Source organism: Variovorax sp. EL159 (assembly GCF_900100965.1).
In the GTDB taxonomy this organism is placed as follows: Bacteria; Pseudomonadota; Gammaproteobacteria; order Burkholderiales; family Burkholderiaceae_C; genus Variovorax.
This window is the reverse complement of record NZ_FMUJ01000004.1, coordinates 62,070-87,668: the sequence shown is the minus strand read 5'-3', so window position 1 is coordinate 87,668 and position 25,599 is coordinate 62,070. Positions and strand designations below refer to the sequence as shown.

Sequence of the window (25,599 nt, the reverse complement as noted above, 5' to 3'; positions counted from 1 at the left end):
GCCTTTGATGTGCGGGGTCGGAAAAATGAGCCAAAAATTCCCCTATAATTCGAGGCTTGTCACGCGGGAATAGCTCAGTTGGTAGAGCGCAACCTTGCCAAGGTTGAGGTCGAGAGTTCGAGACTCTTTTCCCGCTCCAAATCGCATGAAAAAGGCCACCTCACCGGTGGCCTTTTTCTTTGGGCGCCTTGCACGCCCATGGCGCCTGGCTCAACGGTCCGAATGCTTCAGCAGGTAGCTGTTCGAGATCGCCTTGAAAGACAACCCGCCGTCCAGCCGCTTGAACACCAGGCCTTCGCGGGCGCAGGCCGGGTTGAGCGACGGCCCCTCGGCGAACGCCAGCACCTCGGCCATCGATCCGCCGAAGCGATCGAGCGTGGTCACTTCGAGCAGCGGAACGGTGCGAACCGTTGCCCCCAGCTCGCGCAGAAGGTCGAGGAGGGCACTGCGCTCTTCCATGCCGCAGTAGCTGCTCCGGTCGATGTCGAACACGTCGAAGACGTGGAACGCCTGGCCGCGCAGCTTTTCCGGGTTGCCCTGGATGCCCTCGCCGATGATCTCGCCCTGCAGCGCCACGTTGCGACCCAGCGTCGCCAAGGCTTCGAGCAGGCGGTCTTGCCGCGCCACGCGCCACAGGCTGTTGCCGGCCGTTTCGCGCAGCTGCCAGTTGCGGCCACAGACCCCGAGCGCGCCTGCGTTGTGGAACACGGTCATGCTCGATCCGTCGAGCTTGACCGTGACTTCGAACACATGCGCGTCGCCCGCGGCAAGAACCTCGGGCAGGTTCTGGATCCGTTCCTGGTCGGTCTTGGCGATGAAGGACGGGAATGCGCCTTCCACCTCGCCCGACAGGCACGCGGGGATCACAGGCTCCCATTTCTCGACGCCGAAAAGCGCAGCCCAATCACGTTGACGCAGCGCCGGATCGGCCAGTGCCAGCGCGTCGATCTCGGCGAACTGCGACAGCGGCAGGATCAGCCCTTGCGAGATCTGGCCGCGCAGCTTCATCGTGCGAAGCCGCACGCCGCGTCGCTCGTTCCAGGTGATCGCGGACTTCTCCAGAAAGGCGAAGCGCGGGTCGTCGAGCGGCAGGAACGCGTCGATCTCGAAGAACAGGCCCCGGTCGCCGACGGCGAACTCGCCCTTCTTGATGACGACGGTCCAGCCTTCGACAACCGCGCATTCGATCGCATCGGCGCCGGGGATCGGGCGGATGGTGTCGACGGTGCGGACGGTGGCAAGTTTGCGCATGGTTGTTTTCTCCCTGTGGTGATGAATGATGGTGACGAAAAATGAAAAGAGGCCCGGAACCATTCGGTTGCCGGGCCTCTGAAGAAAGAGAGTCGAAGAGGTGTGCGCGCTACGCGCCGCCTCCGCCCGGTGTGGCGTGATGGTCCTGCTGATTGATCGCGCCCTGATAGGCCGCGCCGCGCGCGAACGCTCTGCCCGATGTGGGGCAGGCGTTGTGGGCGATGGCGATGACCGGCGTGGGGTTCACGATGAAGACGGCAGGTGTGTGTGAATGGGTGTCGAATCTGTGCGGACAGATCCGCGAAGGAGTCGGACTGTAAATAGTGTTTACGGCGGCGTCAACCGCCTGTGTGGTTTTGCGGCTGCGTCAGCCCTTCGCCGCCAACACCGTCCCCCGGCTTTCCCCGAACCCGATGCGCGCATGTCCGGGTTTTTCGCACCAGCCGCGCAACAGCACGGCGTCGCCGTCTTCCAGAAAACCGCGCTGTTCACCATTCGCCAACGCGACGGGGGTCTGCCCCGCGCGCGTCAGTTCGATGATCGCGCCGGCTTCGCCAGGGCCGGGGCCCGAGATCGTGCCGCTGCCGAACAGGTCGCCCGGGTTCAGCTTGCAGCCGCCCATCGTGTGGTGCGCCACCATCTGCGCCACGCTCCAGTACTGGTGCCTGAAGCTGGTGCCCGACAGGCGCGAAGGGCCGCTCTTGTCCTGGCGCGCCTTCTCGCTTTCGAGCCAGACTTCGAGCCGGATGTCGATCGCACCGCTCTCGCGGTTTTCAGCGTTCTCCAGATAGGCCAGCGGCTGGGGCTCATCGGCCGGGCGGGTCCAGGCCTGGCGATAGGGCGCGAGCTCTTCCATCGTCACGATCCACGGCGAGATCGTTGTCGCGAAGTTCTTCGCAAGGAATGGCCCGAGCGGTGCCATCTCCCAGAACTGGATGTCGCGCGCCGACCAGTCGTTGAGCAGGCAGATGCCGAAGATGTGTTCTTCCGCGCGTTCGAGCGGAATCGGCTCGCCGGCCGCGTTGCCTTCGCCGATCCACACGCCGAGCTCGAGCTCGTAGTCGAGCCGCGCACAGGCGTGGTACGTGGGCGCCTTGGCGCCGGGCGCCATCGTCTGCCCCATCGGCCGGTGAAAGCGCTGCCCGCTCACGCCGATGGTCGACACGCGCCCGTGGTACGCGGTCGGAATCCAGCGGAAGTTCGGCGTCACGTCGCCTTCTGGGTTGAACAGCCGCGTGATGTTCAGCGCATGGTCGATCGACGTGTAGAAGTCGGTGTAGTCGCCGATGCGCGCGGGCACGGTGTATTCGACCTCGGCCTGCGACACGAGGCATCGGCTGCGCAGTTCGTGCACCGTGGCCGCCGGTGCGTCGCTTCGCAGCAGCGCGAAGACCGCGTGGCGCAGCGCCTGCCATGCGGGCGCGCCGAGCGCGAAGAAGTCGTTCAGCGCCGGCTGCGCGGCCGCGCGCGCCGCATCGAGCGCGAGCCCGTCGACATGCGCGCTCGTGGCCAGCGCCGCCAGGTCGAGCACCTGGTCGCCGATGGCCACGCCGCCGCGAAACGGCTCGGGGCTGCCGATGCGGCGAAACATCGCATAGGGCAGGTTCTGGATCGGAAAGTCGGTGCCTGCGACGTTGGCCGATTCGACCCAGCTGCGGGCGCTGGCGTCGTGCGTGTGGTTGAGCGCGATCATGGGCGGTGTCTTTCGCTGTTCGATTCGTTCATTCGTTCGTGCGTTCAGACCGACGCCATCAGCGCGTCGTCGAAGATCGCGACCGCGCGCGTCCAGCCCGCCGATGCGCCGCGGATCTTGTGCGGAAAGCAGCTGATGAAGAAGCCCGTGGGCGGCAGCACTTCGAGGTTGTGCAGTTTCTCGATGTGGCAGTAGCCGATGTCGCGGCCGGCCTTGTGGCCTTCCCAGATCAGCGAGGCGTCGTGCGTCTCGCCGTACTTCTTGGCGGTGTGCACGAAGGGCGCGTCCCAGCTCCACGCGTCGGTGCCGGTGAGGCGCACGCCGCGCTCCAGCAGGTACATGGTGGCTTCGTAGCCCATGCCGGCGCCGGCCGACACGTAGTCGGGGTTGCCATAGCGCGAGCCGGCACGCGTGTTGACCACCACGATCTCCAATGGGCTCAGCGTGTGGCCGATGCGCTTGAGCTCGGCCTCGACGTCGTCGGCCGTGACCACGTAGCCGTCGGCGAAGTGGCGAAAGTCGAGCTTCACGCCCGGCTGGAAGCACCATTCGAGCGGCACGTCGTGGATGGCGATGGCGGGCTTCTTCTCGCCCAGCGCCTTGTCCATGGTCGAGTGAAAGTGATAGGGCGCATCGAGGTGCGTGCCGTTGTGCGTCGACAGCTGCACCAGCTCCACCGCCCAGCCTTCGCCGTCGGGCAGGTCTTCTTTCTTCAGGCCCGGAAAGAAGGGCTCGATCTGCTCGTAGGTCTGCTCGTGCGTGAAGTACTGGATCTTCGGCGCGAAGGCGGGCGGGTCGGACAGCACATCGTTTTCGAGAAAGATCGAGAGGTCGACGAACTTGCGTGGCATGGCGGGGCTCCTTGTGGGGTGTGTGGTTGTCGGTGTGAAGGAATCAGGGGTGCTGCCAGCGCAGCAGCCGCTTTTCTGCAAAGGCCAACAGTGCATTGCTCGCGAAGCCGATGAGCCCGAGCAGCACGATGCCGGCAAAGAGATCGCTGGCGCGAAAGGCGCGAGCCGCCAGCAGGATGGCCTGGCCCAGCCCGTTCTGTGAGGCGATCATTTCGCCCACCACCGCGACGATCAGCGCGATGGTCAACGCGAGCCGCATGCCGGCCAGGATGTCGGGCATGGCATTGGGCAGGCCCATCTTCCAGATGTACGCGGCGCGCGACATCTGCAGGCAGCGCGCCACTTCCGACAGGCGCGGCTCCACCGCCGCGAAGCCGTGCACCGTGGCCAGCAGCACCGGCCACATCGCGCCGAAGGCCACCACGAACAGCACCATGCCGGGGTTCAGGCCAAAGATCGAAATGGCCAGCGGCAGCAGCGCCGACGCGGGCAACGGGCGAATGAACTCGAGCGTGGGCTGCACCCACGCGCGCACCGCCGGCGACACGCCGATGGCCGCGCCCAGCACCACGCCGAACAACGAAGCCAGCAGCCAGCCCTCGACCATGCGGCCCACCGTTGCCTGCGTGAAGGCGAGCAACTCGCCGTTGCCAGAATCGCCAGCAAGGTTGAGCCCTTCGAGCAGGCTCGCGAAGGTGGCTTGCGGCGTGGGCAGGAACACGCGGCTGACCCAGCCGGCGTTGCTCGCGATCCACCAGAGCGCAATCAGCGCGCACAGCACGGCGAACGAGCCGAGCCAGTTCATGCCGAAGCGGCTGCGGTCGTTGCCGTTCATGACAACACCCCCATGCGCCGCGCGACCACGCGCTGCAAAAGCAGCATGCCCGCGTTGACCGCGAAGCCCACCACGCCGATCCATCCCAGCCACGCGAGCATCAGCGCGGGGTCGAAGCTCTGTTGCGCAATCATCATCGCGTAGCCCATGCCGTTGGGGTTGGCCGCGATCTCCACAGTGACCGCGACCACCAGCGCCACCGCCACGCCGAGCCGCAGCGCGACGAACAGGCGCGGCACGATGGCCGGCAGCACGATCTTGAAAGCCCGCTCGCGTGCCGTCAGGCCGAGCACGCGGCTCACTTCGAGCAAGCGGGGCTCGATCTGCTGCACGGCCGATTGCACCAGCACCAGCAGCGGCCAGAAGGTGGCGAAGGCGACGATCGCCAGTTCCATGCGCACGCCGAAACCGAAGCCGAGCATCGCCAAAGGAATCAACGCAACGGACGGCACGGGCCGCAGCACCTCGATCGACATCGCGCCCAGTTGCGCCGCGCGGCGCGAGAGGCCAAGCAGCAGCCCCAGCGCAATGCCGAGCACCGCGCCCAGCAGCAGGCCGAGCGCGGCGGTGCCGAGCGTGAAGCCCGTCGCCTGCCACAGCGAACCGTCGAGGGCCGCACCGACAAAGGCCTTGACGGCAGCGCTCGGCGGCGCGATCGCATCGCTGCCCAATGCGGCCGCGCGCCGCGCGTACCACTCGAAGGCGCCGACCAGCAGGGCAGGGAACACCCACGGCCGCAGCCAGCGCAAGAGGCGGTTCTCAGTCATGGCCCTGCTCGATGAAGGCGAACAGCTCACGCCGCAACTGCAGGTATTCGGGATGCTCCTTCGTCGTGAGCTGGTCGCGCGGGCGCGGGATCTTCACGTCGATCATCCGCGCCAGGCTGGGCCGGCCCGGCCCGGGGTTGGCCTGCAGCGCGATCACGCGGTCGCCCAGGTAGATGGCCTCTTCGAGATCGTGCGTGACGAACAGCACCGTGAGCCCGTCGTCGCGCACCAGCCGCGCCAGCTCGTCCTGAAGGCTCTGGCGCGTGAGTGCGTCGAGCGCGCCGAAGGGCTCGTCCATCATCATCAGCTCGGGCTTCTGCGCGAGGCAGCGGGCGATCTGCGCGCGCTGCTGCATACCGCCCGACAGCTGCACCGGAAACTTGTGCGCGTGCTTCGCCAGGCCCACCTTGCCCAGCACGTCGGCGATGCGCGGCGCACGTTCGGCCACGGGCACGCCGGCGGCTTCGAGCGCCAGGCTCACATTGCCTTCCACCGTGCGCCAAGGCAGCAGCGCGCGGCCGTAGTCCTGGAACACGAAGGCCACTTCGCGCGACGGCTCGGTCATCTTCACGCCGTTGCGCCGCACCTCGCCGGCGCTGGCCGTGACGAGGCCGCTGGCCGCGCGCAGCAGCGTGGTCTTGCCGCAGCCGCTGGGGCCGACGATGCAGACGAACTCGCCGCGTGCCACGTCGAAGGAAGTGGGCGACAAGATCTCGCGGCCGCCGAGACGGATGGTCACGCCGTCGAAGCGCAGAAAGGGTGTGGCGGGCATCGTGGTGCTGGCTGGCGGATGAAGGGCCGCACCGGTCGACAGCGCGGCGCGTGCGACGACGGGAGCGGGTGCGGCGATCACTTGGCGATCAGCTTTGCGACGTCGATGGGGGTCTTGAGCATGTCCTGCTCCTTCATCAGCCCGGTCCAGTAGCCCAGCTGCTTGTCGGTGACGACCGGGCCCGGTGGCGAGACCTGCACCTTGGCCAGCACTTCGGGCGGCAGCTTGATGTACTTGCCGATGCTCGCGCGCACCTTCGCGTCGTTCTTCGGCTGCTGGATGAAGGCGGCCGATTCGACCAGCGCCTCGCGGAAGGCACGTGCGGTCGCCGGGTTCTTCGCGACCCACTCGCGCTTGGCGGCATGCACGATGGTCTGGTTGTTCTCGGGCAGGAAGGTCGAGTAGTACGAGGCCACATAGCCCGCGCCGCTCTCGGTGATGCGGCTCATGAACGGATCGGCCGACACCACCGCATCGACCGAGCCGCCGCGCAGCAGGTCGGCATGCTGCGGGAATGCGGCTTCGACGAAGTTGACCTTGCGGTAGTCCACGCCGCTGTCTTTCAACCACGCGCGAAAGGTCACGTGCAGGAAGGCGCCCAGGCCCGGCACGCCGATCTTCTTGCCGACGCAGTCCTGTGCGCTCTTGATGCCCGAGCCCGCACGCGCCACGAGGCCGAAGCCGGTGATCGTCTTCGAGGTGAGGCCGCCGCCGGCCACCAGCACCAGGTCGAGCCCGCCGTCGACCGCCTGCAGGAAGACCGAAGGCGTGGGCCCGCCGATCTGCAGCGAGTCGGATTGCAGTGCAGCAGGAATGGTGGAGTTGAGCGGAATGAACTTGAGCTCGACGTCGAGGCTGCGCTTCTTGAAGTAGCCCTCTTCGGCCGCCACGAAGACAGAGGCGAAGTCGGTCACCGCCGTGTAGCCGAACACGATCTTCGGGTTGGACTGCTGCGCGCGCGAGGGCAGTGCGGCGCTGGCCGATGCGGCCGCGAGCACCGACAGCAGGGTGCGTCTTTTCATCATGGCTTTTGTCTCCTGGGGGTGGTTTTGTTCGCGCGTGGGGTCTTGGGCCGTGGCAGCGCGGCGCGCAGGCCGCCGACGATGAAGTTCACCAGCATCGGCGCCACGGCGGGGTCGGCGCGCGTGTTCTCGCCGCGCGAGAGCCGTTCGATGCGGCTGTCGTTCAGGTGGTGCAGCAGCGAGCCCAGTGCGAACTGGTAGCCCCAGGCGGCCTGGCCGCGCGTGGCGTGCGGCAGCGCGAGGTGCAGCGCATCGATGTACGCCTCGGCCAGCGGGTCGAAGTAGGCGCGCAGCACGCGGTCGGCTTCTTCGGTGGCGTGGTACAGCTCGCGGGCCACCAGCAGTGCGTAGTACTCGCCTTCGGAGCTGGCGCGCAGCGTCAGCACGGGCGCGGTGAAGGCTTCGATGATGCGCGGCAGCGTGCGCGTGTCGTCGGGGTCGATGTCCACTGCGGCCAGCCCTGCGAGCCGCGCCTCGACGGTGTGGCTCCAGTGCTCGAAGATCGCGTGAAACAGCTCGTGCTTCTGGCCGTAGTAGTAGCCCACCAGCGCCAGCGGCACGCCGGCTTCTTCGGCGATCTGGCGGATCGTCACCACGTGGTAGCCGTGCTGTGCGAAGAGCTTCTCGGCCGCCAGCAGGATGGCCTGCTTGCGGTCGGGCCGCGCGGCCTCGGCGGTGATGGCCGCGGCGCGGGAGGCAGCGCGTTTGACGGTCGGCGTACGGACGTTCATGGGGGCGTATTGAACGCTTGTACAAAATTATTGAACACACGTACAAACCCTGAGGTCAACCCCGATTGAGCACGCTCGTTCGCAGCGCTACGCTCGGTGCATGTCCGCCCCCAACATCCCCCAGATCCGCCTCTATCAAAACTGGCTGCGCGACACGCGCGGCCTCTCGTTCGACAGCTACGACGCGATGTGGCGCTGGTCGGTCACCGAGCTCGATGCCTTCTGGCAGAGCATCTGGGACTACGCCGGCCTGCGCTCGCCCACGCCGCACACCGCCGTGCTCGCGCAGCCGCGCATGCCCACCGCGCGCTGGTTCCCCGGTGCCCAGGTCAACTACGCGCGCGAAGTGCTGCGCCACGCCGATGTGGCCCACGCCGCCGGCATGCCGGCCATCGTGAGCGACAACGAACTCGGCGAAGTGCGCGAGCTGTCGTGGCCCGAGTTGCGCCGCCAGGTGGCTGCGGTGGCGCTCACGCTCAAGTCGCTCGGCGTGCAGCGCGGCGACCGCGTCGCGGCCTACATGCCCAACGTGCCCGAGACCATGGTGGCCTTTCTCGCGTGCTCCAGCATCGGCGCGATCTGGAGCGTGTGCGCGCCCGACATGGGCACCGCCGCCGTCACCGACCGCTTTCGCCAGATCGAGCCCAAGGTGCTGATCGCCGTCGACGGCGTGCACTACGGCGGCAAGCCGCTCGACCGCAGCGCGGTGCTGCAGGAGCTGCGCGGCCAGTTGCCCAGCGTGCAGAAGCTGCTGCTCGTGAAGTCGCCGTTCGCCGCGAGCGCGGTGCCGCACGATGTCGAATGGACGCAGGCCATCGCACGCAACGACGCAGAGGTGGCCGCCTTCGAGCCCGAGTGGCTGCCCTTCGACCACCCGATCTGGATCGTCTATTCGAGCGGCACCACCGGCCTGCCCAAGCCCATCGTGCACGGGCAGGGCGGCATCATCCTCACCATGCATGCCTGCGGCCTGCACAACGACGTGGGCGCAAGCTATGGCGCCAACAACTTCGGCGAGCGCTACCACTGGTACAGCTCCACCGGCTGGGTGATGTGGAACTCGCAGCTCTCGGGCCTGGCCTTCGGCGCCACCATCTGCATCTACGACGGCAACCCGGCGGGCAGCAAGGAGAAGCCCGACTGGAGCGTGCTGTGGCGTTTTGTCGCGCGGCACAAGGTCACCTTCTTCGGCGCGGGCGCGGCCTACTTCACCAACTGCATGAAGGCGGGCCTTGTCGCGAAGGACTGCGGCGATCTCTCGCGCGTGCGCGCACTCGGCAGCACCGGCTCGCCGCTGCCCGAAGAGGTGCAGCGCTGGGGCTCGAAGCAGATCCTCGATGCGGGCTCGAAGGAGGTGTGGTGGTGCAACATCTCCGGCGGCACCGACTTCTGCGGCGCCTTCGTCGGTGGCCATCGCGACCTGCCCGAAGTGCCCGGCCAGATGCAATGCCGCGAACTCGGCCACGCGGTCGAGGCCTGGAACGAACAGGGCCAGCCCGTCATCGGCGAGGTCGGCGAGCTGGTGTGCACCAAGGCCATTCCGTCGATGCCGCTGTACTTCTGGGGCGACGAAGGCAACGCGCGCTACCTGTCGAGCTACTTCGACACCTACCCCGGCGTATGGCGCCACGGCGACTGGATCAAGATCGGCGAAGACGGCGGCTGCATCATCTACGGCCGCAGCGACGCCACCATCAACCGCCAGGGCCTGCGCATGGGCACCAGCGAGATCTACAGCGCGGTCGAGGGGCTGCCCGAAGTACTCGACTCGATGGTGGTCGATCTCGAATACCTGGGCCGCGACAGCTACATGCCGCTGTTCGTCGTGCTGCGCCCCGGCGTGGCGCTCGACGACGCGATGCGCGCGCGGCTGAACAACGCGATCAAGACCTCGCTGTCGCCGCGCTTCGTGCCCAACGACATCTTCCAGGTGGCCGAGATCCCGCGCACGCTCTCGGGCAAGAAGCAGGAGCTGCCGATCAAGAAGCTGCTGCTGGGCCAGCCGATCGAGAAGGTGGTCAACCGCGAGGCCATGGCAAACCCCGGAAGCCTGGATTGGTATGTGGCTTTCGCCGCACAGCGTGCCTCCGCATAATGGGGCGCATGAAAAGACGTACCAGCCTCCTGATGCTTTCCGCCGTTGCCGGCGCCTCCTTGTTGAGCGCCTGCGCGTCGCCTTCGTCGACGCCAGCCCCATCGGCTGGCGCCGCGCCACTGCGCGTGACCGGCACGGTGGCCTACCGCGAGCGCATCGCGCTCGATCCTTCGGCCGAGGTCGTGGTGCAACTGCTCGACGTGTCGCGCATGGACGCACCCTCGGTGACCCTCGCCGAGCAGCGCTTCAAGGCCAACGGCAAGCAGCCGCCCCTGGCCTACGAGCTGACCGTGGACCCCGCGCGCATCGACCCGCGTATGCGCTACGCGGTGTCGGCGCGCATCTCGCGTGGCGACCAACTGCTGTTCATTAACGACACGCAGTACTCGGTGCTCACGCAGGGCAACGGCACCACCGCCAACCTGATGCTGGTGCGCGTGACCCAGGCGCCGCGCTGATCGGCGGGATATTCATTCGCGGAACACCGAGGAACCGGCTTTGCCGGGCCTCAGGTGTTGCCCCCGGAAGGGGGTTGGAGAAGCGACACGAAGTGCGCGAAGCCTGGGGGAGAGCCTATGACGTTTGCAGCTCGTAGAGCACCATGCGCGTCTGCCGGCCGCGCAATTCGACCAGCTCTTCGATGCGCCGCGTGCACAACCGGCCCTTCAGCCCCTCGAAGGTGACCTCCGACATCAGCATCTGCGTGCCCAACTGTTTGTTGATGCCTTCGATGCGGCTGGCCACGTTGACCACGTCGCCGAACGCCGTGTAAGACAACCGGTCGTTCGAGCCCAGGATCCCCGCGATCACCACGCCCGTGTGCATGCCGATGCGCGTGCGGAACTCGGGCAGGCCATCGGTGCGCCACTTGCGGTTGAGCTCGCTCATGCCCACGTGCAGTTCGAGCGCGGCAAGGCAGGCCTTGTATTCCGCGTCCTTCAGGTCCGCGGGCGCGCCCCACAGCACCATGATGCCGTCGCCGATGAACTTGTCGATCACGCCGCCGTGCCGTGTGAACACGCCCGCCGCCAGGTTGAAGTACTCGGTGAGCATGCCGACCAGCACGTCGGTGTCGAGCGACTCCGAGATCGAGGTGAAGCCCTCCACGTCGGTGAACATCACCGTCACGCGGCGCGGCGATCCGCTCGGCGCGAGCGCGTGCCCCTCGTCGATCAGCTGGTTGATCACGTCCACCGGCACGAACTTGCTGAAGGCCTTGAGGCTGCGCGCGGAATCGTCGAGCGCCTGGTCCAGGTGCTGGATCTCCAGCACGCGGCTGGGTTCGCGCGGCAGGTTGTCCAGCTCCAGCATGCCGATGCGGCGTGCGATGTGCGAGAGGTTCTCGACCGGCGACGTCACCAGCTTCGACAGCTTCAGCGACAGGAACAGCGCCAGCGCCAGGAACGCCAGCGCCAGCAGCAGCGACCACAGCACCGCGCGCCGCAGGCCGCCCAGCAGCATGTCTTCGGGCACCCAGCTCACCAGCTGCCAGCCGGTGGCGGGTATCCGCGAGGTCTGCACCAGGTAGTGCCGCCCGTCGTAGGAGAAGGCGAAGTCCGTGTCGGCGCCGGTGCCCGCCGTGCCCGCGGCCACCATGTGGTCGTGCAGCGCACCGAGCACGCCCGTCGGCGCCTCCAGCCGATGCAGGACGCCGGGCATGTCGCTGCGCGCGAGCACCTGGAAGTCGGCGCTCAAGAGGGCGCTGTCGCCGGAGCCGTCGCTGCTGAAGAGCCGCACGAACTCCGACAGCCGGCCCAGCGACACGTCGCCGGCCACCACCAGCGCCTGCGAGCTGCCGCCAGCGTAGCTGCGGCGGCTGGGCTGCGCGTAGGTCACCCCCAGCTCCTGCGCGGCGGCGAACACATAGGGCTTGGTCCACACCGGGCCCAGTGCCGCGCCGGCCTGCACGAACCAGCCGCGCTTCGTCGGGTCGTAGTTGCTGCGGTAGGCCTCGATGCGCTGCGTGGCGTAGCGGCTCTGCGCGTCGGCCTCGGCCTCCAGCGGCAGCTTGTAGTGCCAGGTCTCGGTCGTGAAGTCGGGGCCGCGCGCGATGTGCCGCATGGCGGGGGTGGGGTAGCGCAGGGCCATCAGCATCTGGCCCGCGTCGTTGGCCACGTAGATGCTGTCGAGTTCGGGTGACTGCTCCAGCAGCGTCCACAGGAGCTCCGACGTCTTGTCGACCTGCTCGCCCGCGGGTTGCAGGCTGGGGGCGCTGGCCACCGCATCGACGACCGACTCGGCCTTCTTGAGGAAGGCCAGCACCTTATCCTCGGTGCGGTCGTGGTTGGCCTTGTGCGCCGAGACCCCGATGCGCGACACCAGCCGCTGCGAGCCCCAATAGCCCAGCGAGACCAGCATCAGCGACTGGGCCAGGGCCACGGCACTGACGATGGTGCCCACGTCCACCCTGAAGCGGCGAGATCGCCCCGGCGGCACGGCCAGCGCCGCGATGGGTGACGAGGCCCCCGCGGCGGCAAATTCAAACGGCGGCTCTCCCGCCACACCCGGATTTCCGGACGAGTTGATGTTCATACAGCTCCCTGACGACCACTCGAACGCACCCGCTGCGGTACGGCCGCGGGTCGACATCCGGTGGGCCCACGGCCCCGATCGTTGGTGTCGGGGATCCTGGTGGGCGCCGGATGTGGGCGCGATTTTCGCTCGACTTCGGCTTTGTGTGCGGTATTGCACAGCCTGAAGGGGCTCCCGGCTTTGGCCGGGCACGCGGATGCGATGGGGTTGGCACTGCTTCCCGGTGCTTTGAGCTGTTGACGACCGGCACAGGCCTTCGGATCGGTCATCCGAAAAAAATTTGCAGATCGAGCGACGGATTCCGGCGACTGCCTCCGTTCAAGCATTGCGCTGTTTCTGCGCTCCAAGGAGTTTTTCCGCTGTTCCTCCGCTCGTCCCTTGTCGTCGCGACCGTCTCCGCGTTTGTATTGACCGGTTGCGTGGTCGCGCCCGCCACCATCCGCCCGGCCTACGTTGCGCCGGCCGGCGTGGCCTATGTCGCGCCGACCTACGCGATGCCCGCGCCAGGCTATGTGTGGCGCTACCACGTTCATTACGGCTGGGGCTGGCACCACCCGACCTACGGCTGGCATCGCGGGTGGTACTGATGGCCGGGCCGTCTCGTCCTGCGTTTGCTTCCCATGACCAACAGGGTTCATCCATGAAATCGAAAACGAAAAGCCTTCTTCCGGCCCTCGGTGCCAGCCTGCTGGCCCTGATCGGCGTTCTCGCGACGGCGGTGCCCGCGCAGGCCCAGCCCGTCGTCGTCGTTCCACCGCCCGTGGTCGTTGCCCGACCTGTCTACGTGGCGCCGCGTGTGGTGGTGGCCCGGCCCGTCTACGTCGCACCGGCGGGTGTGGTCTACGTCCGGCCGACCTATGCGATCCCGGGGCCCGGCTATGTGTGGCACTACCACGTCCACTATGGCTGGGGCTGGTATCACCCCCACTACGGCTGGCATCGCGGGTGGCGTTGATCCGGCGTGCTGTCGTGTTGTCTTCCTGTCGACGCAGACGCCCATGGACCCGAGATCCGTGATTCTTGTCATCGGCCTCGCCTGGCTGGCATCGGTCGGGCCGCTGCCCGTGCCGGTGTTCGCGCATCTCGCGCCCGGCATGGCCTTCCAACCGGTGCCGATCCTGCGCATCGCCATGGCCGGCCGCATGCCGGTGCAGCGCGAGGCGAAGGCGGAGAATCCGCCGAACGGCCAACCGGGGCATCCGCCTTGAACCTGTTCGCCGCCCCGCAACGCCCCGATCTCCAACCGGTCTTGTCCAGTGGCTGATCCAGACTCACACGACCCCGACGAGGACCTGCTGCAGCGCCTCGGCCGCAACGAGCCGCAGGCGGCGCGCGAACTGGTGGCGCGCAAGCTGCCGCGCCTGCTGGCGCTGGCCCAGCGTCTGCTCGGGCGGCGCGGTGAAGCCGAAGAGGTCACGCAGGAGGCGTTTGTCCGCATCTGGAAGCAGGCCCCGAAATGGCGGCGCGGAGAAGCCCACTTCGACACCTGGCTGCACCGCGTCGTGCTCAATCTCTGTTATGACCGGCTGCGCGGAGGCGCGGCCCGTCACGAGCAGGCCGTGGATGCGCTGCCGGACCATGCGGACGCGGCCCCGACGCCGGAACAGCACTGTGGCCATGCGCAGCGCGACCAGCGTGTCGCATCCGCATTGGCGCGGCTGCCCGCCCGCCAGCGCGAAGCCATCGTGCTTCAGTACTACCAGGAACTGTCCCACGCGGACATCTCCGAGCTCATGTGCATTTCTATCGATGCGCTCGAGAGCCTGCTTGCGCGTGCGCGCCGCAACCTGCGCGCAGAACTGATGGAGACCCGACCATGACGCCCGAACGCTTTGAAGAACTCGCCGATGCCTGGGGGGCCGAGCTGCGCCGCTGGCCGGACGCCGAGCGTGCGGATGCGCAGGCGCTGCTCGAACGCGACGCCTCGGCCCGGACGATCCTGGCGCGCGCCGCGGAGCTCGATGCGTTGCTGGACGCCAGCGCCGTCGCGTCTCCAAGCGCAGCTCTTATTCAGGCCGCGCTGGCCGGCGCGCCCGCCCACGGCGCGAAGCGCGGGCGCGTCGGGCGCTGGCTTGGCGAATGGTGGGGGGCTGGCGCGTGGGCCGCGGGCGTCGGCCTCGTGGGCACCGCCGCCGCCGGCGCGCTGGTGTTCGGCCTTGCCCTGTCGGCCATCGCGCCGCCAGGGCGCCCGACGGGAATGGACAGGGACTGGGCCGCCACGACTTTCGATGCCGGCAACACTGCAGACTGGAGCGACGAGTGAACGACGAACGACCCCAACGCGGGATCAACTGGACGCTGGTGTCCCTCCTGCTCAACGTATTCCTCGCCGGCGGCATCGCAAGCAGCGCCTGGTTCCTGTGGAGCGACCAGCACGCGCGGCACCATGACAGGCCGGCCGCGCAAGCCTCGGCGGACGGTGCCGCGCCGGCCAAGGCGCGGAGCCTGCCCGCCGCCGCCGACGGCCTGTCGCCCGCGCAACGCCAGGCCTTCCGCAGCGGCCTGCGCGAACTGCTGCGCGACAACGCCGGGCTGACGCGATCCAGCCGCGAAGCCCGCCTGGAGGCCTCGCGCCTGTTGTCGGCGCCCGTGCCCAACCGTCCGGCGATCGATGCCGCGCTGGCGCGCACCCGCGCCGCCGACATCGAGTTCCGTGAACGGATCGAGGCCTACGTGACGGCCTATGCGGCCACGCTGCCCCCGGTCGACCGCGAGCGCTTTGCGCAGGCACTGCCCGCGCTGCAGGGGCCGTTCCACGTGAACGTTCCGCGAGTCAAGCCCTGACCGGGGCGTTGCGCGCAATGGCCTTCACGGCTTGCGCGCACTGCTGTCTTCTGAAGAAAGCGGCGCTCAGCGCGCGTCGTGAAAGATGATGCCCAGCGTGTGCCGCCGCCCCGAGCGCACGCGGCTCACGCCGTGCCGCATCGTCACGCGGTAGGTGCCGCGCGTGCCCGTCACCGGCCGCTGGTTGACCGCGAAGATCACCGCCTCGCCCTGCGCGAGCGACACCACTTCCGCGCGCGACTGCATGCGCGGGCGCTGCTCGGTCAGCACGAACTCGCCGCCCGTGAAGTCTTCGCGCGGATCGCTCAGCAGCACGGTGAGCTGCAGCGGAAACTGCAGGTCGCCGTACAGGTCCTGGTGCAGGCAGTTGTAGTCGCCCTCGTCGTAGCGCAGCAGCAGCGGGGTGGGGCGCAACTGGCCCGCCGCGTGGCAGCGCGCGAGGTAGGCGGCATGGTCCGCCGGGTAGTCGGCGGGCTGGCCCATAGCCGCGGCCCAGGCGTTGGCCAGTGGTGCAAGGCGCTCGTACAGCGCGCTGCGCCACGCGGCGAGCGATGACGGCAGCGGGTTCGCGAAGTACTGGTACTCGCCCTGGCCGAAGCCGTGGCGTTGCATGACCACGCGGCTGCGAAAGCGCGCGGGCTGGTCGTACATCGCGGCGAGCGCGGCGCATTCCTTCGGCGTGAACAGCGGGCCGGTGGTGGCGCAGCCGCGCGTGGCAAGCGCAGTCTCGATCTCGGGCCAGTCGAGGGCCTCGATGTGGGAAGCGGGGGTTGTCATGACTGCAGTGTCTTGCCTCCGGCCGCGCGCCGCTCGCCGTTTCCGGACAAGGGTTTCCGAAGGACGCAGGGGGCGCCGCTCTTTTCCGCGGGGCAAAACGGCCACGTCCACACGAGTCGCCAACCGCCGTTTTGAGCGATCATTCACGCATGACACGCGAAAAAACTACCGCACGCGACAGCGCGAAAGGGCCACTGGTCCAGGGCCGGTCGGTCGCGACGCTGGGGCGGGGTATGGAACTGGTCAAGGTCGGCAAGGCGCCTCGCCCGGTCGTTCGCCCCGAGGACAACACGACGGTGCTGCTGAAGAAGGCGGCCCGCGCGCTCAACAAGCCGGGCATCGACAGGGCGGACGTCTTTCGCGGGCCCAACGCGGCCAAGATATTCGCCTACTACGCCTACCCGCAAGACCCGACCCGGGTCGTTCGCGAGGCCGCCGATGGCACGAAGGTCATCGGCCGGCTGGTCGAAGGCAGGTTCCGCGCGAGCAAGGCGTGAGCCGCCGTCCCCCGAAGCTCGACAAGCTGCTGGAGCAGACGCGCGGCCCGCGTCCGGTGGCCTTCGTGCTGGCCGGCCACAACGGGTCGGGCAAGTCCACCCTCTGGTACTCGCGGCTGGCGGCGTCGCTGCAGATGCCGCTGATCAATGCGGACCGGATGATGATGTCCATCCTGCCCGACGCCGACCATCGCACCGGCCACATCCCCGCATGGGCCCAGCGCCTGCGCGATGACGACGAGAAATGGCAGGTCCTGTCGCAGGAAGGCGTGCGCGCCTTCAAGAGCCTCGTGATGGACCAGCGCATGCCGTTCGCATTCGAGACGGTCTTTTCCCACTGGAAGCCATTGCCCGGCGGCGGCCATGCGTCGAAGGCCGACGACATCCGCGCGATGCAGGCGGCGGGCTACTTCGTCGTCCTGCTGTTCGTGGGGCTCGTCTCGGTCGACATGTCCGTCTTTCGCGTGAGCACCCGCAAGCAGCAGGGCGGCCACGGCGTGGAGCACAAGAAGCTCATCGAGCGGTTTCCGCGCACGCAGGCCGCGGTCGGGCACGCGACGCAGATCGCGAACATGACGCTCATGTTCGACAACAGCCGCTCTGAAAAGAATGCATTCGCGCTGGTGCGGGCGCAGGCGAAAAGATCGGTTCTTTTCGACGCGCGAGACCCCCAGTTCGATGTGGACCCGGAACTGCGGGCCGTGTGCGACCCCTGGCTCGAAAAAGTCGCCGGCCCCTTCAAACCGCCACGCGCCTCGCGGCCCAAGAAGGCCACGCCACCGCCGCAACAACCACAGAGCCAGAGCACCCCATGAGCACCTCGAATTCATCCCCTGACCCAGCCGACGGCTGGCAACTCCCCTGGTCCGGCGGCTGCCGCTGCGGCCAGGTGCGCCTGCGCATCACCGCGCCGCCGCTGCTGTCGATGGCGTGCCATTGCACCGGCTGCCAGACCATGAGCGCGAGCGCCTTCTCGCTCTCGCTCGCCATTCCCGCGCAGGGCTTCGAGGTGGTGTCGGGCGAGCCCGTCATCGGCGGGTTGCACGGCGACTCGCACCACTTCTTCTGCCCGCACTGCAAGAGCTGGATGTTCACGCGCACCGAAGGCATGGACTACTTCGTCAACCTCCGGTCGTCGATGCTCGACCGGCACGCATGGGTAGAGCCCTTCGTCGAAACCTGGACCGACGAGAAGCTGCCCTGGGCCACGACGCTCGCGAAGCACAGCTTTGGCGCCTTGCCCGCGATGGACGCCTTTCCCGCGTTGATCGAGGCCTATGCCCGGGAAGGCGTCCGGCCCGCAAAGGGCTGATGCGCATGGCGTCCGGAATCGTTCTCGGCCGCCAGGCATTCAGAGGGCAGGGCAGCGCGTCAGCCCTGCCGCGCCTGCGCCAGCAGCCAGTCGCTGAAGAACTTCAGCAGCGGCCGCTGGTCGGCGCGCTCCGGTGTCACGAGGTAGTAGTTGCGCTCGCCTGACAGCGGCCGTGGGCACGCCACCACCAGTTCACCCCGCGCCAGTTCGTCGGCCACCAGCATCGTCGGCATCAGCGCCACGCCCAGGCCGTGCGAGGCGGCGGCGGCCAATATCGAGAACAGCTCGTAGCGCGGCCCGCCGCGCGCATTGGGCGCATCGACCTGCTGCGCGTCGAACCACTGGCGCCAGCCGTCGGGCCGTGTGCTTTGCTGCAGCAGCGGCATCTTCGCGATGGCCGCCGGCGCCACGGCTTTGCCGCGCGGCAACAGCGACGGGCTGCACACCGGCACCACGTCTTCATGCATCAGCAGCAACGCATGCGTGCCGGCCCAGTTCTCGACCTGCGCGGGCGTGCCGGCATAAAGCGCCGCATCGAATTCCGCATCGGCAAAGAGAAAGGGGCGGGTGCGCGTCTCGATGTGCACCACCACGTCGGGCTGCAGCGCGGCGAATCCCTTCAGCCGCGGCATCAGCCAGCGCGTGGCGAAGGTGGGCACGGCCGCCAGCGAGAGCGAACCGCCTTCGCCCTGGTGCGCCATCGCATCGAGCGTGTCGCGCTCCATCGCTTCGAGCCGCTTGGTGATCTGCCTTGCATAGGCCGCGCCGCTCGCGGTGAGCGCCACGCCGTGCCGCGTGCGGCGAAAGAGGGCGACGCCCAGGAAGGTTTCGAGCGTGCCGATCTGGCGCGACACCGCGCTCTGCGTGAGCGCGAGTTCCTGCGCGGCGCGGGTGTAGCTCTCGTGGCGCGCGGCGGCGTCGAAGCACACGAGGGTTTGCAGGGGTGGAATCTTGCGGCGCATGTATGCCTCGGGTGTATGTATGGAGGAGCAGTCTTACCAATGAAAGAACGGCTCGAACATCTTGCAAGACATTCTACGAACGCATATCTGGGTGAGGATTCATCGTTTGCACCCGTTCCCTCGCGTGGCTAGGATCGAGGCCATCCCCCTCTTTTCTCTTTTTCCCCTCTTTCCGGAGACAGCACATGGCCGCCAAAGCGCAATTCCACTGGGACGATCCCCTTCTTCTCGACCAGCAACTGACCGACGAAGAACGCATGATCCGCGACGCGGCCAATGCCTACTGCCAGGAGCGCCTGGCGCCCCGCGTCATCGAGGGCTTCCGCACCGGTGAGACCGACCCCGCCATCTTTCGCGAAATGGGCGCGCTCGGCCTGCTCGGCCCGACGATCCCCGAGCAGTACGGCGGCCCCGGCCTCAACTACGTGGCCTACGGCCTGATCGCCCGCGAAGTCGAGCGCGTCGATTCGGGCTACCGCTCGATGGCCAGCGTGCAAAGCTCGCTGGTGATGGTGCCGATCTTCGAATTCGGCACCGAAGCGCAAAAGCAGAAGTACCTGCCCAAGCTCGCCACCGGCGAATGGATCGGCTGCTTCGGCCTGACCGAACCCGACCACGGCTCCGACCCCGGCAGCATGGTCACGCGTGCCAAGAAGGTGCCGGGCGGCTACTCGCTCAGCGGCGCCAAGATGTGGATCAGCAATTCGCCCATCGCCGACGTGTTCGTCGTGTGGGCCAAGGAAGTCAGCGAAAGCGGCACGGTCGGCCCGATCCGCGGCTTCGTGCTCGAGAAGGGCATGAAGGGCCTCTCGGCCCCCGCGATCCACGGCAAGGTCGGCCTGCGCGCCAGCATCACCGGCGAGATCGTGATGGACGGCGTGTTCTGCCCCGAAGAAAACGCCTTCCCCGAAGTGCAGGGCCTGAAGGGCCCGTTCACCTGCCTGAACAGCGCCCGCTACGGCATCTCGTGGGGTGCGCTCGGCGCCGCCGAAGACTGCTGGCACCGCGCCCGCCAGTACACGCTCGACCGCAAGCAGTTCGGCCGCCCGCTCGCCGCCAACCAGCTCATCCAGAAGAAGCTGGCCGACATGCAGACCGAGATCACGCTGGGCCTGCAAGGGAGCCTCCGCCTGGGCCGCATGAAGGACGAAGGCACGGCCTCGGTCGAGATCACCTCGATCATGAAGCGCAACAACTGCGGCAAGGCCCTGGACATCGCCCGCCTGGCGCGCGACATGATGGGCGGCAACGGCATCAGCGACGAGTTCGGCGTGGCCCGCCATCTGGTGAACCTCGAAGTGGTCAACACCTACGAAGGCACGCACGACATCCACGCGCTCATCCTGGGCCGCGCCATCACCGGCATCGCCGCTTTCGCCAACTGAACGAGCGCATGAGCACCAAGCCCGCAGCCCTGGACGGCATCAAGGTCCTCGATCTGTCCCGCGTGCTCGCGGGCCCGTGGTGCACGCAGATCCTCGCGGACCTGGGGGCCGACGTCGTCAAGATCGAGCGCCCCGGCGTGGGCGACGACACCCGCACCTGGGGCCCGCCGTTCATCAAGGACGCGAACGGCAACGACACCGACCAGGCCAGCTACTTCACGTCCTGCAACCGCAACAAACGTTCGGTCACCATCGACATGGCCACGCCCGACGGGCAGGCGCTGCTCAAGCAGATGGCGGCGCAGGCCGACATCGTGGTCGAGAACTTCAAGACCGGTGGCTTGAAGCAATACGGCCTCGACCACGAGAGCCTGCGCGCGGCCAACCCGCGCCTCATCTACTGCAGCGTGACCGGCTTTGGCCACGACGGCCCGTATGCCGAGCGCGCGGGCTACGACCTGATGATCCAGGCCATGACCGGCATGATGAGCATCACCGGCCGCCCCGACGACGTGCCCGGCGGCGGCCCGCTGCGCGTGGGCGTGGCGCTCACCGACCTGTTCACCGGCGTGTACGCCAGCACCGCCATACTGGCCGCACTGCAGGTGCGCGACCGCACCGGCGAAGGCCAGCACATCGACATGGCGCTGCTCGACGTGGGCATGGCCATCCTCGCCAACCAGGCGAGCGCGTTCCTCAACACCGGCAAGGCACCGCAGCGCCAGGGCAACACGCACCCGAGCCTGGCGCCCTACAAGGACTTTCCGACGCAAGACGGATCGATGCTGCTGGCCATCGGCAACAACGGCCAGTTCGCGCGTTTCTGCGAAGCGGCCGGCCACGCAGAGTGGGCGGCCGACGCGCGCTTTGCCACCAACACCTTGCGCGTGAAGCACCGCGGCGTGCTCATTCCGATGATGGAAGAGCTCACCCGCACCCGCACCACCGCCGACTGGGTCACGCTGCTCGAAGACAAGGCCGTGCCCTGCGGCCCCATCAACGACATCGCGCAGGCCTTCGACGATGCGCAGGTCAAGTCGCGCGGCCTGGCGGTCACGCTGCCGCGCGATGCGGGCGACGGCATTGCCAGCATCACCGGCGTGGCGAGCCCGTTGCGCCTGACGGCCACGCCGCCGGTGCTGCGCCATGCACCGCCGGCGCTGGGCCAGCACACGCAGGAAGTGCTGGCCGAAATGGGCATCGACGCCACGCGCTTCGAGGCCCTGCGTTCGGCCGGCGTCGTCTGAAGAAAAGGTCGATGGCATGACGAGCCCGATGCGCCCACCGTTCTCGGTGCTGCGCATCGACCATGTCGTGCTGCGCGTGAAAGACGTCGATCGATCGATCGCCTTCTACTGCGACGTGCTGGGCTGCACCGTCGAAAAGCGCCGCGACGACCTGGGGCTCGTGCACCTGCGCGCGGGTGCCAGCCTGATCGACCTCGTCACGCCCGACGGCCCGCTGGGAAAGCAGGGCGGCGCGCTGGCAGGCGTGGAAGGCCGCAACGTCGACCACCTCTGCCTGCGCATCGAACCCTTCGACGAAGCCGCGATCCGCGCGCGCATGGCGCAGCACGGTGTGCCGGTGCACGGCGAGGTGCAGAACAACTTCGGCGCCGAAGGCAACGGCCCGTCGATCTACCTCAGCGACCCGGACGGCAACAGCGTCGAACTCAAGGGTGTGGCGCACTGATTCGCCGCCGCCCGGCTTGCCGCGCATCGGGTTTTTGTACGCCAGTGTGTCTGGCCGCCCGCCGCACACATGCGCACGCAAAAGTGCACCCGGCTCGACACATCGCGGATACAGCCCACGGATTCAATCCATGCATCGCCATCCCGGCGACCCCGTGCAGCAGGAAAGACCCCTGCTGGCGGGCCACCCCTGCAAGGAATCTCCATGAGCTCCACCGCAAAGATCCTCTACACCGGCAAGACCCACACCACGGGCGGACGCGACGGCGCATCGCGCAGCGACGACGGGCGCCTCGACATCCAGTTGTCGCCGCCCGGCACCTCGGGCGCCGGCACCAACCCCGAGCAGCTGTTCGCGGCCGGCTGGTCGGCCTGCTTCATCGGTGCCATGGGCCTGGCGGCCGGCAAGCTGAAGATCAAGCTGCCCGCCGACCTCGCGGTCGATGCCGAAGTGGACCTGGCCAACACCGACGGTTCGTACTTCCTGCAGGCGCGCCTGCGCGTGAGCCTGCCCGGCATCGAGCGCGACACCGCACGCGCCATCATCGACACGGCGCACCAGACCTGCCCGTACTCCAAGCTCACGCGCGGCAACATCGAGGTCGATCTGCAACTGGCTTGAACGTCGTCGTTATCGCCACTGCCACCCGGCGCACACCAGTGTGCCGGGCGTCTGGAGAAGGGCGCGCGCCGGCTCAGCCCGCGCGCCCGATGGTCGCCACCCCGAACACCACCACGCCCAGCACCAGGTTCATGCCCACCAGCTGCCGCACCGTGTTGAGCAGCGAAGCCGCCTTGGGCCAGGCGCTTTCTTCCACCGCGCGCCGCAGCGCCCGGAACACCGAGGCGCGGATGTAGACATAGATGGCGGCCATCACGATCGCGATGCTCATCATGGCTTCGATGCGCCAGTGCATCGCGCGAAAGCCGCCGGTCACCATGATCATGCCCACGCCGCTCAGGAACAGCAGCGTGACGGACGCGTCCACGCCGACGAAGAAGCGCCGCAGCGTCGCGGCCATCATGCGCAGGCGCAAGGGCGGCTCCAGCGTGGCGACGGCAGCGGGGCGCACCGCGAAGTGCATGGTCGCCATGCCGCCGACCCAGAAGGCGGCGCAGAGCAGATGGATGAAAAGCGGAATGACGTAGGACATGGGGGCCGATCAGAACACCGAAAGGCCCCGGTGCGCAACGCTCAGGCGGCCACGCCGCGTGCGCGCGGGGCCGCTCGCTTTTCTTTCCCCGTCGCCAGGTCGGCATAGCGGCGCATGTCGGTCACGATCTGCCGCAGCAGCGCCGCTGCCGCCGGCGACAGCATGCGGCCATGCCGCGAGACGATGTGCGAGCGCCCCTGCGACAGCAGCGGGTTCTTCATCGGCAGCTCGACCAGCGTGGTGTTGTCCGCGTTGGGTGTGAGCGAGATCCGCGTGCCCAGCGTGTAGCCCAGCCCGGCCGACACGAAATGCCCGAGCGCGCTGAACGACGTGGTGGTGAGCAGCGCGGGCAGCCGCACGCCTTCGCTGATCTCGGCGGCCTCGATGTGCTGGCGCACGCCGAAGTTGCGGTGCAGCGTGGCGCCCGGGTAGGGCAGCAGGTCGGCCAGCTTGAGCGGGCGGCCGAGCCGCGCGAGCGGGTGCGAGGCCGGCACCATCGTCTGGATGGGCTGCGCATGCGACTGGTGCGAGGTCAGCCGCTCGTCCTTCGGCGGCTGGAACAGCATGCCGATGTGGGCGCGCTCCTCGACGATGCGCCGCACGATCTCGTCGGTGCTGGCCACGTCCAGGTCGATGGTGATCTTCGGATGCGTGGTCATGAAGTCGCGCAGGCTGTGGCGCATCAACCAGTCGACATAGCCTTCGCCCGCCACGATGTCGATGTGGCCGCGCTCGATCTTGCGGATGCTGTCCATCTGCGCCAGCAGGTGCTGCTTCTGGTTCTGCTGGCGCCGCACGTAGCCGGCCAGCATCTGGCCCGCGTCGGTGGGCACCACGCCGCGGCCGTGGCGCTCCAGCAGCGGCACGCCGCATTCCTTTTCAAGAATGCCGATGGCGCGGCTGACGGCGGAAGGGTCCATGTCGAGCACGTCGGCGGCGCCGCGCACCGAGCCGCTTTCGAGCACCTGGATGAAGTAGCGCACGCGGCGGGTGTCGAGTTTGTCGTCCATGGCGGGTGCTTCGAGTGTTGCATTCAATGCACCAAATATCCTCATTTGCTGTCATTGATGCAAGTGCTCTGCAGCCCGAAACTCGCCGGCACCTCGCCAGAAGAAGCCCCCACACATGACCTCTGCCGCCTCCACGCTCGACACCATGGCCCCGGCGACCGCCTCGGGAAAACTCAGGCTCGCGCTCGTGACCCTCGCCATCGTGGCGGTGGCCGAACTCATCGGCCCGGTGCAATTCAGCGTCGGGCCCGGCAAGGTGGCGCTGCTGCCGATGCTGTGGGCATTGCTGATCGCGGCGGTCTGGGGCATCGCGCAGCGCCGCGTGCCGGGCGTGGTGCGCGTGGCGCCTGCGCAGCAGTCGTTTGCGGGTGGCCTGCTCAATGCGGGCCTGCTGCTGTTCGTCGTGAAACTGGGCCTGACGGTGGGCGCGGCGCTGCCGCAGGTCAAGCAGGCGGGTTGGGCGCTGCTGTTCCAGGAGTTCGGCCATGCCCTCGGCACGCTGGCCCTCGGCCTGCCGCTGGCGCTGCTGCTGGGCATCAAGCGCGAAGCCGTGGGCGCCACTTTCTCGGTGGGCCGCGAGGGCAACCTCGTGATCATTGGCGAGAAGTACGGCATGGCCTCGCCCGAAGGCCGCGGCGTGCTGGCCGAGTACATCACCGGCACCGTGCTGGGCGCGCTGTTCATCGCGGTGCTGGCGGGCTTCATCGCCAGCCTGCACATCTTCGATCCACGTTCGCTGGCCATGGGCGCGGGCGTGGGTTCGGGCAGCCTGATGGCCGCGGCGCTGGGCGCCATCGCCGCGCAGCAGCCGGCCGAGATGCTGCCGCAGCTCACCGCGATCGCGGCCGCGTCGAACCTGCTGACCACCGTGGTCGGCTTCTACTTCACGCTGTTCCTGTCGCTGCCGTTGTGCTCGTGGCTCTACGGCAAGCTCGAACCGGTGCTGGGCCGTTTGTCGAAGCGCGGCGCGCAGGGTGCTTCCGACACGGGCGCCATGCCGCAGGGCACGCAGGCGGGCCTGCCGTCGCATGGTGGTGCCATGCCGATGCGCGACACGTTCATCGCCTGGGCGGTGGTGGGCGGCGGCGTGCTCATCGGCAACTCGCTGACCTACAAGGTGCCGATGCTGGTGTCGCTCGAAGGCATGGCCGCGGTGGTGGCGATCGCGCTGGTGGTCGAGGGCATCAAGCGCCTCGTGCCGCGCCTGCCGATGGTGCTGGTGCTGTCGGTGGTGGCAACGGTGGTCGGCATTCCGGGCCTGTTTCCGTTCTCCGACGCGCTGATCGCGCTGACCGCCAAGCTCAACTTCCTGGCCTTCACCACGCCGGTGCTGGCGCTGGCCGGCTTCTCCGTCGCGAAAGACCTGCCGGTGTTCCGCCAACTGGGCTGGCGCATCGTGGTGGTGTCGCTCACCGCCACGGCCGGTACCTTTCTCGGCGCGACCGTCATCGCCGAATTCTTCCATTGACCCCACGACC

General features: G+C 68.0%; 29 protein-coding genes and 1 tRNA gene. 17 read left to right on the top strand and 13 right to left on the bottom strand.

Features of this window, described 5'->3' with window-relative positions:
* Positions 1-63: 63 nt before the first annotated feature.
* A tRNA-Gly gene (locus BLQ28_RS17480) sits at positions 64-139 on the top strand.
* A 71-nt stretch (positions 140-210) separates the two neighbouring features.
* Here the strand turns inward: BLQ28_RS17480 and BLQ28_RS17475 are convergent.
* The 8 genes from BLQ28_RS17475 to BLQ28_RS17440 form a co-directional block, all read right to left on the bottom strand.
* On the bottom strand, positions 211-1,251 hold the full coding sequence (locus tag BLQ28_RS17475) for an RNA ligase (ATP) (RefSeq protein ID WP_093242004.1): 1,041 nt from the start codon (positions 1,249-1,251) through the stop codon (positions 211-213).
* A 367-nt stretch (positions 1,252-1,618) separates the two neighbouring features.
* Positions 1,619-2,944 (bottom strand): fumarylacetoacetase, encoded by a 1,326-nt coding sequence (gene fahA / locus BLQ28_RS17470; RefSeq protein ID WP_093242002.1) that lies wholly within the window; start codon positions 2,942-2,944, stop codon positions 1,619-1,621.
* Positions 2,945-2,988: 44 nt separating this feature from the next.
* Positions 2,989-3,795: a cyclase family protein gene (locus tag BLQ28_RS17465; protein ID WP_093241999.1), complete on the bottom strand. Its 807-nt coding sequence runs from the start codon at positions 3,793-3,795 to the stop codon at positions 2,989-2,991.
* 43 nt (positions 3,796-3,838) lie between these two features.
* On the bottom strand, positions 3,839-4,630 hold the full coding sequence (locus BLQ28_RS17460) for an ABC transporter permease (protein ID WP_093241997.1): 792 nt from the start codon (positions 4,628-4,630) through the stop codon (positions 3,839-3,841).
* Positions 4,627-5,397, bottom strand: coding sequence for an ABC transporter permease (locus BLQ28_RS17455; RefSeq protein WP_093241994.1), 771 nt, complete (start codon positions 5,395-5,397; stop codon positions 4,627-4,629). The genes BLQ28_RS17460 and BLQ28_RS17455 overlap by 4 nt, the downstream gene beginning before the upstream one ends.
* A complete protein-coding gene (locus BLQ28_RS17450; RefSeq protein ID WP_093241992.1) occupies positions 5,390-6,250 on the bottom strand; it encodes an ABC transporter ATP-binding protein in 861 nt (286 codons plus the stop codon). Before BLQ28_RS17450 ends, BLQ28_RS17455 begins: the two co-directional genes overlap by 8 nt.
* Positions 6,247-7,194 (bottom strand): ABC transporter substrate-binding protein, encoded by a 948-nt coding sequence (locus tag BLQ28_RS17445; RefSeq protein WP_093241989.1) that lies wholly within the window; start codon positions 7,192-7,194, stop codon positions 6,247-6,249. Before BLQ28_RS17445 ends, BLQ28_RS17450 begins: the two co-directional genes overlap by 4 nt.
* Positions 7,191-7,922 carry a TetR/AcrR family transcriptional regulator gene (locus tag BLQ28_RS17440; RefSeq protein WP_093241987.1) on the bottom strand — a complete coding sequence of 244 codons (732 nt, stop codon included), beginning with the start codon at positions 7,920-7,922 and terminating at the stop codon, positions 7,191-7,193. Before BLQ28_RS17440 ends, BLQ28_RS17445 begins: the two co-directional genes overlap by 4 nt.
* A 100-nt stretch (positions 7,923-8,022) precedes the next feature.
* Here BLQ28_RS17440 and BLQ28_RS17435 point away from each other — a divergent pair, with 100 nt between their 5' ends.
* Both BLQ28_RS17435 and BLQ28_RS17430 read left to right on the top strand, forming a co-directional pair.
* A complete protein-coding gene (locus tag BLQ28_RS17435; protein ID WP_093241984.1) occupies positions 8,023-10,017 on the top strand; it encodes an acetoacetate--CoA ligase in 1,995 nt (664 codons plus the stop codon).
* An 8-nt stretch (positions 10,018-10,025) separates the two neighbouring features.
* Positions 10,026-10,475 carry a YbaY family lipoprotein gene (locus BLQ28_RS17430; RefSeq protein WP_256327345.1) on the top strand — a complete coding sequence of 150 codons (450 nt, stop codon included), beginning with the start codon at positions 10,026-10,028 and terminating at the stop codon, positions 10,473-10,475.
* 115 nt (positions 10,476-10,590) lie between these two features.
* Here BLQ28_RS17430 and BLQ28_RS17425 read toward each other — a convergent pair whose 3' ends face one another.
* Complete coding sequence (locus BLQ28_RS17425; protein WP_093241979.1) at positions 10,591-12,549, bottom strand: adenylate/guanylate cyclase domain-containing protein; 1,959 nt, start codon at positions 12,547-12,549, stop codon at positions 10,591-10,593.
* Positions 12,550-12,908: 359 nt separating this feature from the next.
* Here BLQ28_RS17425 and BLQ28_RS17420 point away from each other — a divergent pair, with 359 nt between their 5' ends.
* Genes BLQ28_RS17420 through BLQ28_RS17400 form a run of 6 tightly spaced genes read left to right on the top strand, consistent with a single transcriptional unit; the run spans position 12,909 to position 15,333 of the window.
* Positions 12,909-13,136 carry a hypothetical protein gene (locus BLQ28_RS17420; protein WP_093243385.1) on the top strand — a complete coding sequence of 76 codons (228 nt, stop codon included), beginning with the start codon at positions 12,909-12,911 and terminating at the stop codon, positions 13,134-13,136.
* Positions 13,137-13,189: 53 nt separating this feature from the next.
* A complete protein-coding gene (locus BLQ28_RS33515; RefSeq protein WP_371126683.1) occupies positions 13,190-13,504 on the top strand; it encodes a hypothetical protein in 315 nt (104 codons plus the stop codon).
* A 43-nt stretch (positions 13,505-13,547) separates the two neighbouring features.
* Positions 13,548-13,757: a hypothetical protein gene (locus tag BLQ28_RS17410; RefSeq protein ID WP_143012505.1), complete on the top strand. Its 210-nt coding sequence runs from the start codon at positions 13,548-13,550 to the stop codon at positions 13,755-13,757.
* Between the two features lie 48 nt (positions 13,758-13,805).
* On the top strand, positions 13,806-14,369 hold the full coding sequence (locus BLQ28_RS17405) for an RNA polymerase sigma factor (RefSeq protein ID WP_093241974.1): 564 nt from the start codon (positions 13,806-13,808) through the stop codon (positions 14,367-14,369).
* Complete coding sequence (locus BLQ28_RS33015; protein WP_176801153.1) at positions 14,366-14,812, top strand: hypothetical protein; 447 nt, start codon at positions 14,366-14,368, stop codon at positions 14,810-14,812. The genes BLQ28_RS17405 and BLQ28_RS33015 overlap by 4 nt, the downstream gene beginning before the upstream one ends.
* Positions 14,809-15,333 (top strand): periplasmic heavy metal sensor, encoded by a 525-nt coding sequence (locus tag BLQ28_RS17400; protein WP_176801152.1) that lies wholly within the window; start codon positions 14,809-14,811, stop codon positions 15,331-15,333. Before BLQ28_RS33015 ends, BLQ28_RS17400 begins: the two co-directional genes overlap by 4 nt.
* Positions 15,334-15,399: 66 nt before the next feature.
* On the opposite strand, the gene BLQ28_RS17395 is transcribed toward BLQ28_RS17400, so the two are convergent.
* Positions 15,400-16,110, bottom strand: coding sequence for a 2OG-Fe(II) oxygenase (locus BLQ28_RS17395; protein ID WP_093241969.1), 711 nt, complete (start codon positions 16,108-16,110; stop codon positions 15,400-15,402).
* Between the two features lie 149 nt (positions 16,111-16,259).
* Here BLQ28_RS17395 and BLQ28_RS17390 point away from each other — a divergent pair, with 149 nt between their 5' ends.
* The 3 genes from BLQ28_RS17390 to BLQ28_RS17380 are packed head-to-tail and all read left to right on the top strand — an operon-like array spanning position 16,260 to position 17,919.
* Entirely contained in the window at positions 16,260-16,607 is a 348-nt protein-coding gene (locus tag BLQ28_RS17390; RefSeq protein WP_256327344.1) for a hypothetical protein, read from the top strand.
* On the top strand, positions 16,604-17,422 hold the full coding sequence (locus tag BLQ28_RS17385; RefSeq protein ID WP_093241966.1) for a zeta toxin family protein: 819 nt from the start codon (positions 16,604-16,606) through the stop codon (positions 17,420-17,422). The genes BLQ28_RS17390 and BLQ28_RS17385 overlap by 4 nt, the downstream gene beginning before the upstream one ends.
* Entirely contained in the window at positions 17,419-17,919 is a 501-nt protein-coding gene (locus BLQ28_RS17380; RefSeq protein ID WP_093241964.1) for a GFA family protein, read from the top strand. Before BLQ28_RS17385 ends, BLQ28_RS17380 begins: the two co-directional genes overlap by 4 nt.
* Before the next feature lie 59 nt (positions 17,920-17,978).
* On the opposite strand, the gene BLQ28_RS17375 is transcribed toward BLQ28_RS17380, so the two are convergent.
* Complete coding sequence (locus tag BLQ28_RS17375) at positions 17,979-18,881, bottom strand: LysR substrate-binding domain-containing protein (RefSeq protein WP_093241962.1); 903 nt, start codon at positions 18,879-18,881, stop codon at positions 17,979-17,981.
* A gap of 185 nt (positions 18,882-19,066) precedes the next feature.
* Here BLQ28_RS17375 and BLQ28_RS17370 point away from each other — a divergent pair, with 185 nt between their 5' ends.
* From BLQ28_RS17370 to BLQ28_RS17355, 4 genes are all read left to right on the top strand, one after another.
* Complete coding sequence (locus BLQ28_RS17370) at positions 19,067-20,266, top strand: acyl-CoA dehydrogenase (protein ID WP_093241960.1); 1,200 nt, start codon at positions 19,067-19,069, stop codon at positions 20,264-20,266.
* Between the two features lie 8 nt (positions 20,267-20,274).
* A complete protein-coding gene (locus tag BLQ28_RS17365; protein WP_093241957.1) occupies positions 20,275-21,513 on the top strand; it encodes a CaiB/BaiF CoA transferase family protein in 1,239 nt (412 codons plus the stop codon).
* Positions 21,514-21,529: 16 nt separating this feature from the next.
* The gene (locus tag BLQ28_RS17360) at positions 21,530-21,958 is read left to right on the top strand and encodes a VOC family protein (protein WP_093241955.1); all 429 of its coding nucleotides are present in this window, start codon (positions 21,530-21,532) and stop codon (positions 21,956-21,958) included.
* Between the two features lie 204 nt (positions 21,959-22,162).
* On the top strand, positions 22,163-22,579 hold the full coding sequence (locus tag BLQ28_RS17355) for an organic hydroperoxide resistance protein (RefSeq protein WP_093241952.1): 417 nt from the start codon (positions 22,163-22,165) through the stop codon (positions 22,577-22,579).
* A 73-nt stretch (positions 22,580-22,652) separates the two neighbouring features.
* Here BLQ28_RS17355 and BLQ28_RS17350 read toward each other — a convergent pair whose 3' ends face one another.
* A complete protein-coding gene (locus BLQ28_RS17350) occupies positions 22,653-23,111 on the bottom strand; it encodes a CopD family protein (protein WP_093241950.1) in 459 nt (152 codons plus the stop codon).
* Positions 23,112-23,152: 41 nt separating this feature from the next.
* Positions 23,153-24,121: a LysR family transcriptional regulator gene (locus BLQ28_RS17345; protein WP_093241947.1), complete on the bottom strand. Its 969-nt coding sequence runs from the start codon at positions 24,119-24,121 to the stop codon at positions 23,153-23,155.
* A gap of 115 nt (positions 24,122-24,236) precedes the next feature.
* On the opposite strand from BLQ28_RS17345, the gene BLQ28_RS17340 reads away from it, so the two are divergent.
* Entirely contained in the window at positions 24,237-25,589 is a 1,353-nt protein-coding gene (locus BLQ28_RS17340; RefSeq protein WP_093241945.1) for a DUF3100 domain-containing protein, read from the top strand.
* The last annotated feature ends 10 nt before the right edge of the window (positions 25,590-25,599 follow it).

What these genes read in the sequence shown, in the direction of transcription:
- BLQ28_RS17435 (WP_093241984.1), top strand. Translation starts at nt 8,023, where the DNA reads ATGTCCGCCCCCAACATCCCCCAGATCCGCCTCTATCAAAACTGGCTG.
- BLQ28_RS17355 (WP_093241952.1), top strand. Translation starts at nt 22,163, where the DNA reads ATGAGCTCCACCGCAAAGATCCTCTACACCGGCAAGACCCACACCACG.
- BLQ28_RS17390 (WP_256327344.1), top strand. Translation starts at nt 16,260, where the DNA reads ATGACACGCGAAAAAACTACCGCACGCGACAGCGCGAAAGGGCCACTG.
- BLQ28_RS33015 (WP_176801153.1), top strand. Translation starts at nt 14,366, where the DNA reads ATGACGCCCGAACGCTTTGAAGAACTCGCCGATGCCTGGGGGGCCGAG.
- BLQ28_RS17475 (WP_093242004.1), bottom strand. Translation starts at nt 1,251, where the DNA reads ATGCGCAAACTTGCCACCGTCCGCACCGTCGACACCATCCGCCCGATC.
- BLQ28_RS17465 (WP_093241999.1), bottom strand. Translation starts at nt 3,795, where the DNA reads ATGCCACGCAAGTTCGTCGACCTCTCGATCTTTCTCGAAAACGATGTG.
- BLQ28_RS17440 (WP_093241987.1), bottom strand. Translation starts at nt 7,922, where the DNA reads ATGAACGTCCGTACGCCGACCGTCAAACGCGCTGCCTCCCGCGCCGCG.
- BLQ28_RS17430 (WP_256327345.1), top strand. Translation starts at nt 10,026, where the DNA reads ATGAAAAGACGTACCAGCCTCCTGATGCTTTCCGCCGTTGCCGGCGCC.
- fahA (WP_093242002.1), bottom strand. Translation starts at nt 2,944, where the DNA reads ATGATCGCGCTCAACCACACGCACGACGCCAGCGCCCGCAGCTGGGTC.
- BLQ28_RS17455 (WP_093241994.1), bottom strand. Translation starts at nt 5,397, where the DNA reads ATGACTGAGAACCGCCTCTTGCGCTGGCTGCGGCCGTGGGTGTTCCCT.
- BLQ28_RS17425 (WP_093241979.1), bottom strand. Translation starts at nt 12,549, where the DNA reads ATGAACATCAACTCGTCCGGAAATCCGGGTGTGGCGGGAGAGCCGCCG.
- BLQ28_RS17410 (WP_143012505.1), top strand. Translation starts at nt 13,548, where the DNA reads ATGGACCCGAGATCCGTGATTCTTGTCATCGGCCTCGCCTGGCTGGCA.
- BLQ28_RS17380 (WP_093241964.1), top strand. Translation starts at nt 17,419, where the DNA reads ATGAGCACCTCGAATTCATCCCCTGACCCAGCCGACGGCTGGCAACTC.
- BLQ28_RS17360 (WP_093241955.1), top strand. Translation starts at nt 21,530, where the DNA reads ATGACGAGCCCGATGCGCCCACCGTTCTCGGTGCTGCGCATCGACCAT.
- BLQ28_RS17460 (WP_093241997.1), bottom strand. Translation starts at nt 4,630, where the DNA reads ATGAACGGCAACGACCGCAGCCGCTTCGGCATGAACTGGCTCGGCTCG.
- BLQ28_RS17350 (WP_093241950.1), bottom strand. Translation starts at nt 23,111, where the DNA reads ATGTCCTACGTCATTCCGCTTTTCATCCATCTGCTCTGCGCCGCCTTC.
- BLQ28_RS17375 (WP_093241962.1), bottom strand. Translation starts at nt 18,881, where the DNA reads ATGCGCCGCAAGATTCCACCCCTGCAAACCCTCGTGTGCTTCGACGCC.
- BLQ28_RS17395 (WP_093241969.1), bottom strand. Translation starts at nt 16,110, where the DNA reads ATGACAACCCCCGCTTCCCACATCGAGGCCCTCGACTGGCCCGAGATC.
- BLQ28_RS17370 (WP_093241960.1), top strand. Translation starts at nt 19,067, where the DNA reads ATGGCCGCCAAAGCGCAATTCCACTGGGACGATCCCCTTCTTCTCGAC.
- BLQ28_RS17365 (WP_093241957.1), top strand. Translation starts at nt 20,275, where the DNA reads ATGAGCACCAAGCCCGCAGCCCTGGACGGCATCAAGGTCCTCGATCTG.
- BLQ28_RS17345 (WP_093241947.1), bottom strand. Translation starts at nt 24,121, where the DNA reads ATGGACGACAAACTCGACACCCGCCGCGTGCGCTACTTCATCCAGGTG.
- BLQ28_RS17445 (WP_093241989.1), bottom strand. Translation starts at nt 7,194, where the DNA reads ATGATGAAAAGACGCACCCTGCTGTCGGTGCTCGCGGCCGCATCGGCC.
- BLQ28_RS17340 (WP_093241945.1), top strand. Translation starts at nt 24,237, where the DNA reads ATGACCTCTGCCGCCTCCACGCTCGACACCATGGCCCCGGCGACCGCC.
- BLQ28_RS33515 (WP_371126683.1), top strand. Translation starts at nt 13,190, where the DNA reads ATGAAATCGAAAACGAAAAGCCTTCTTCCGGCCCTCGGTGCCAGCCTG.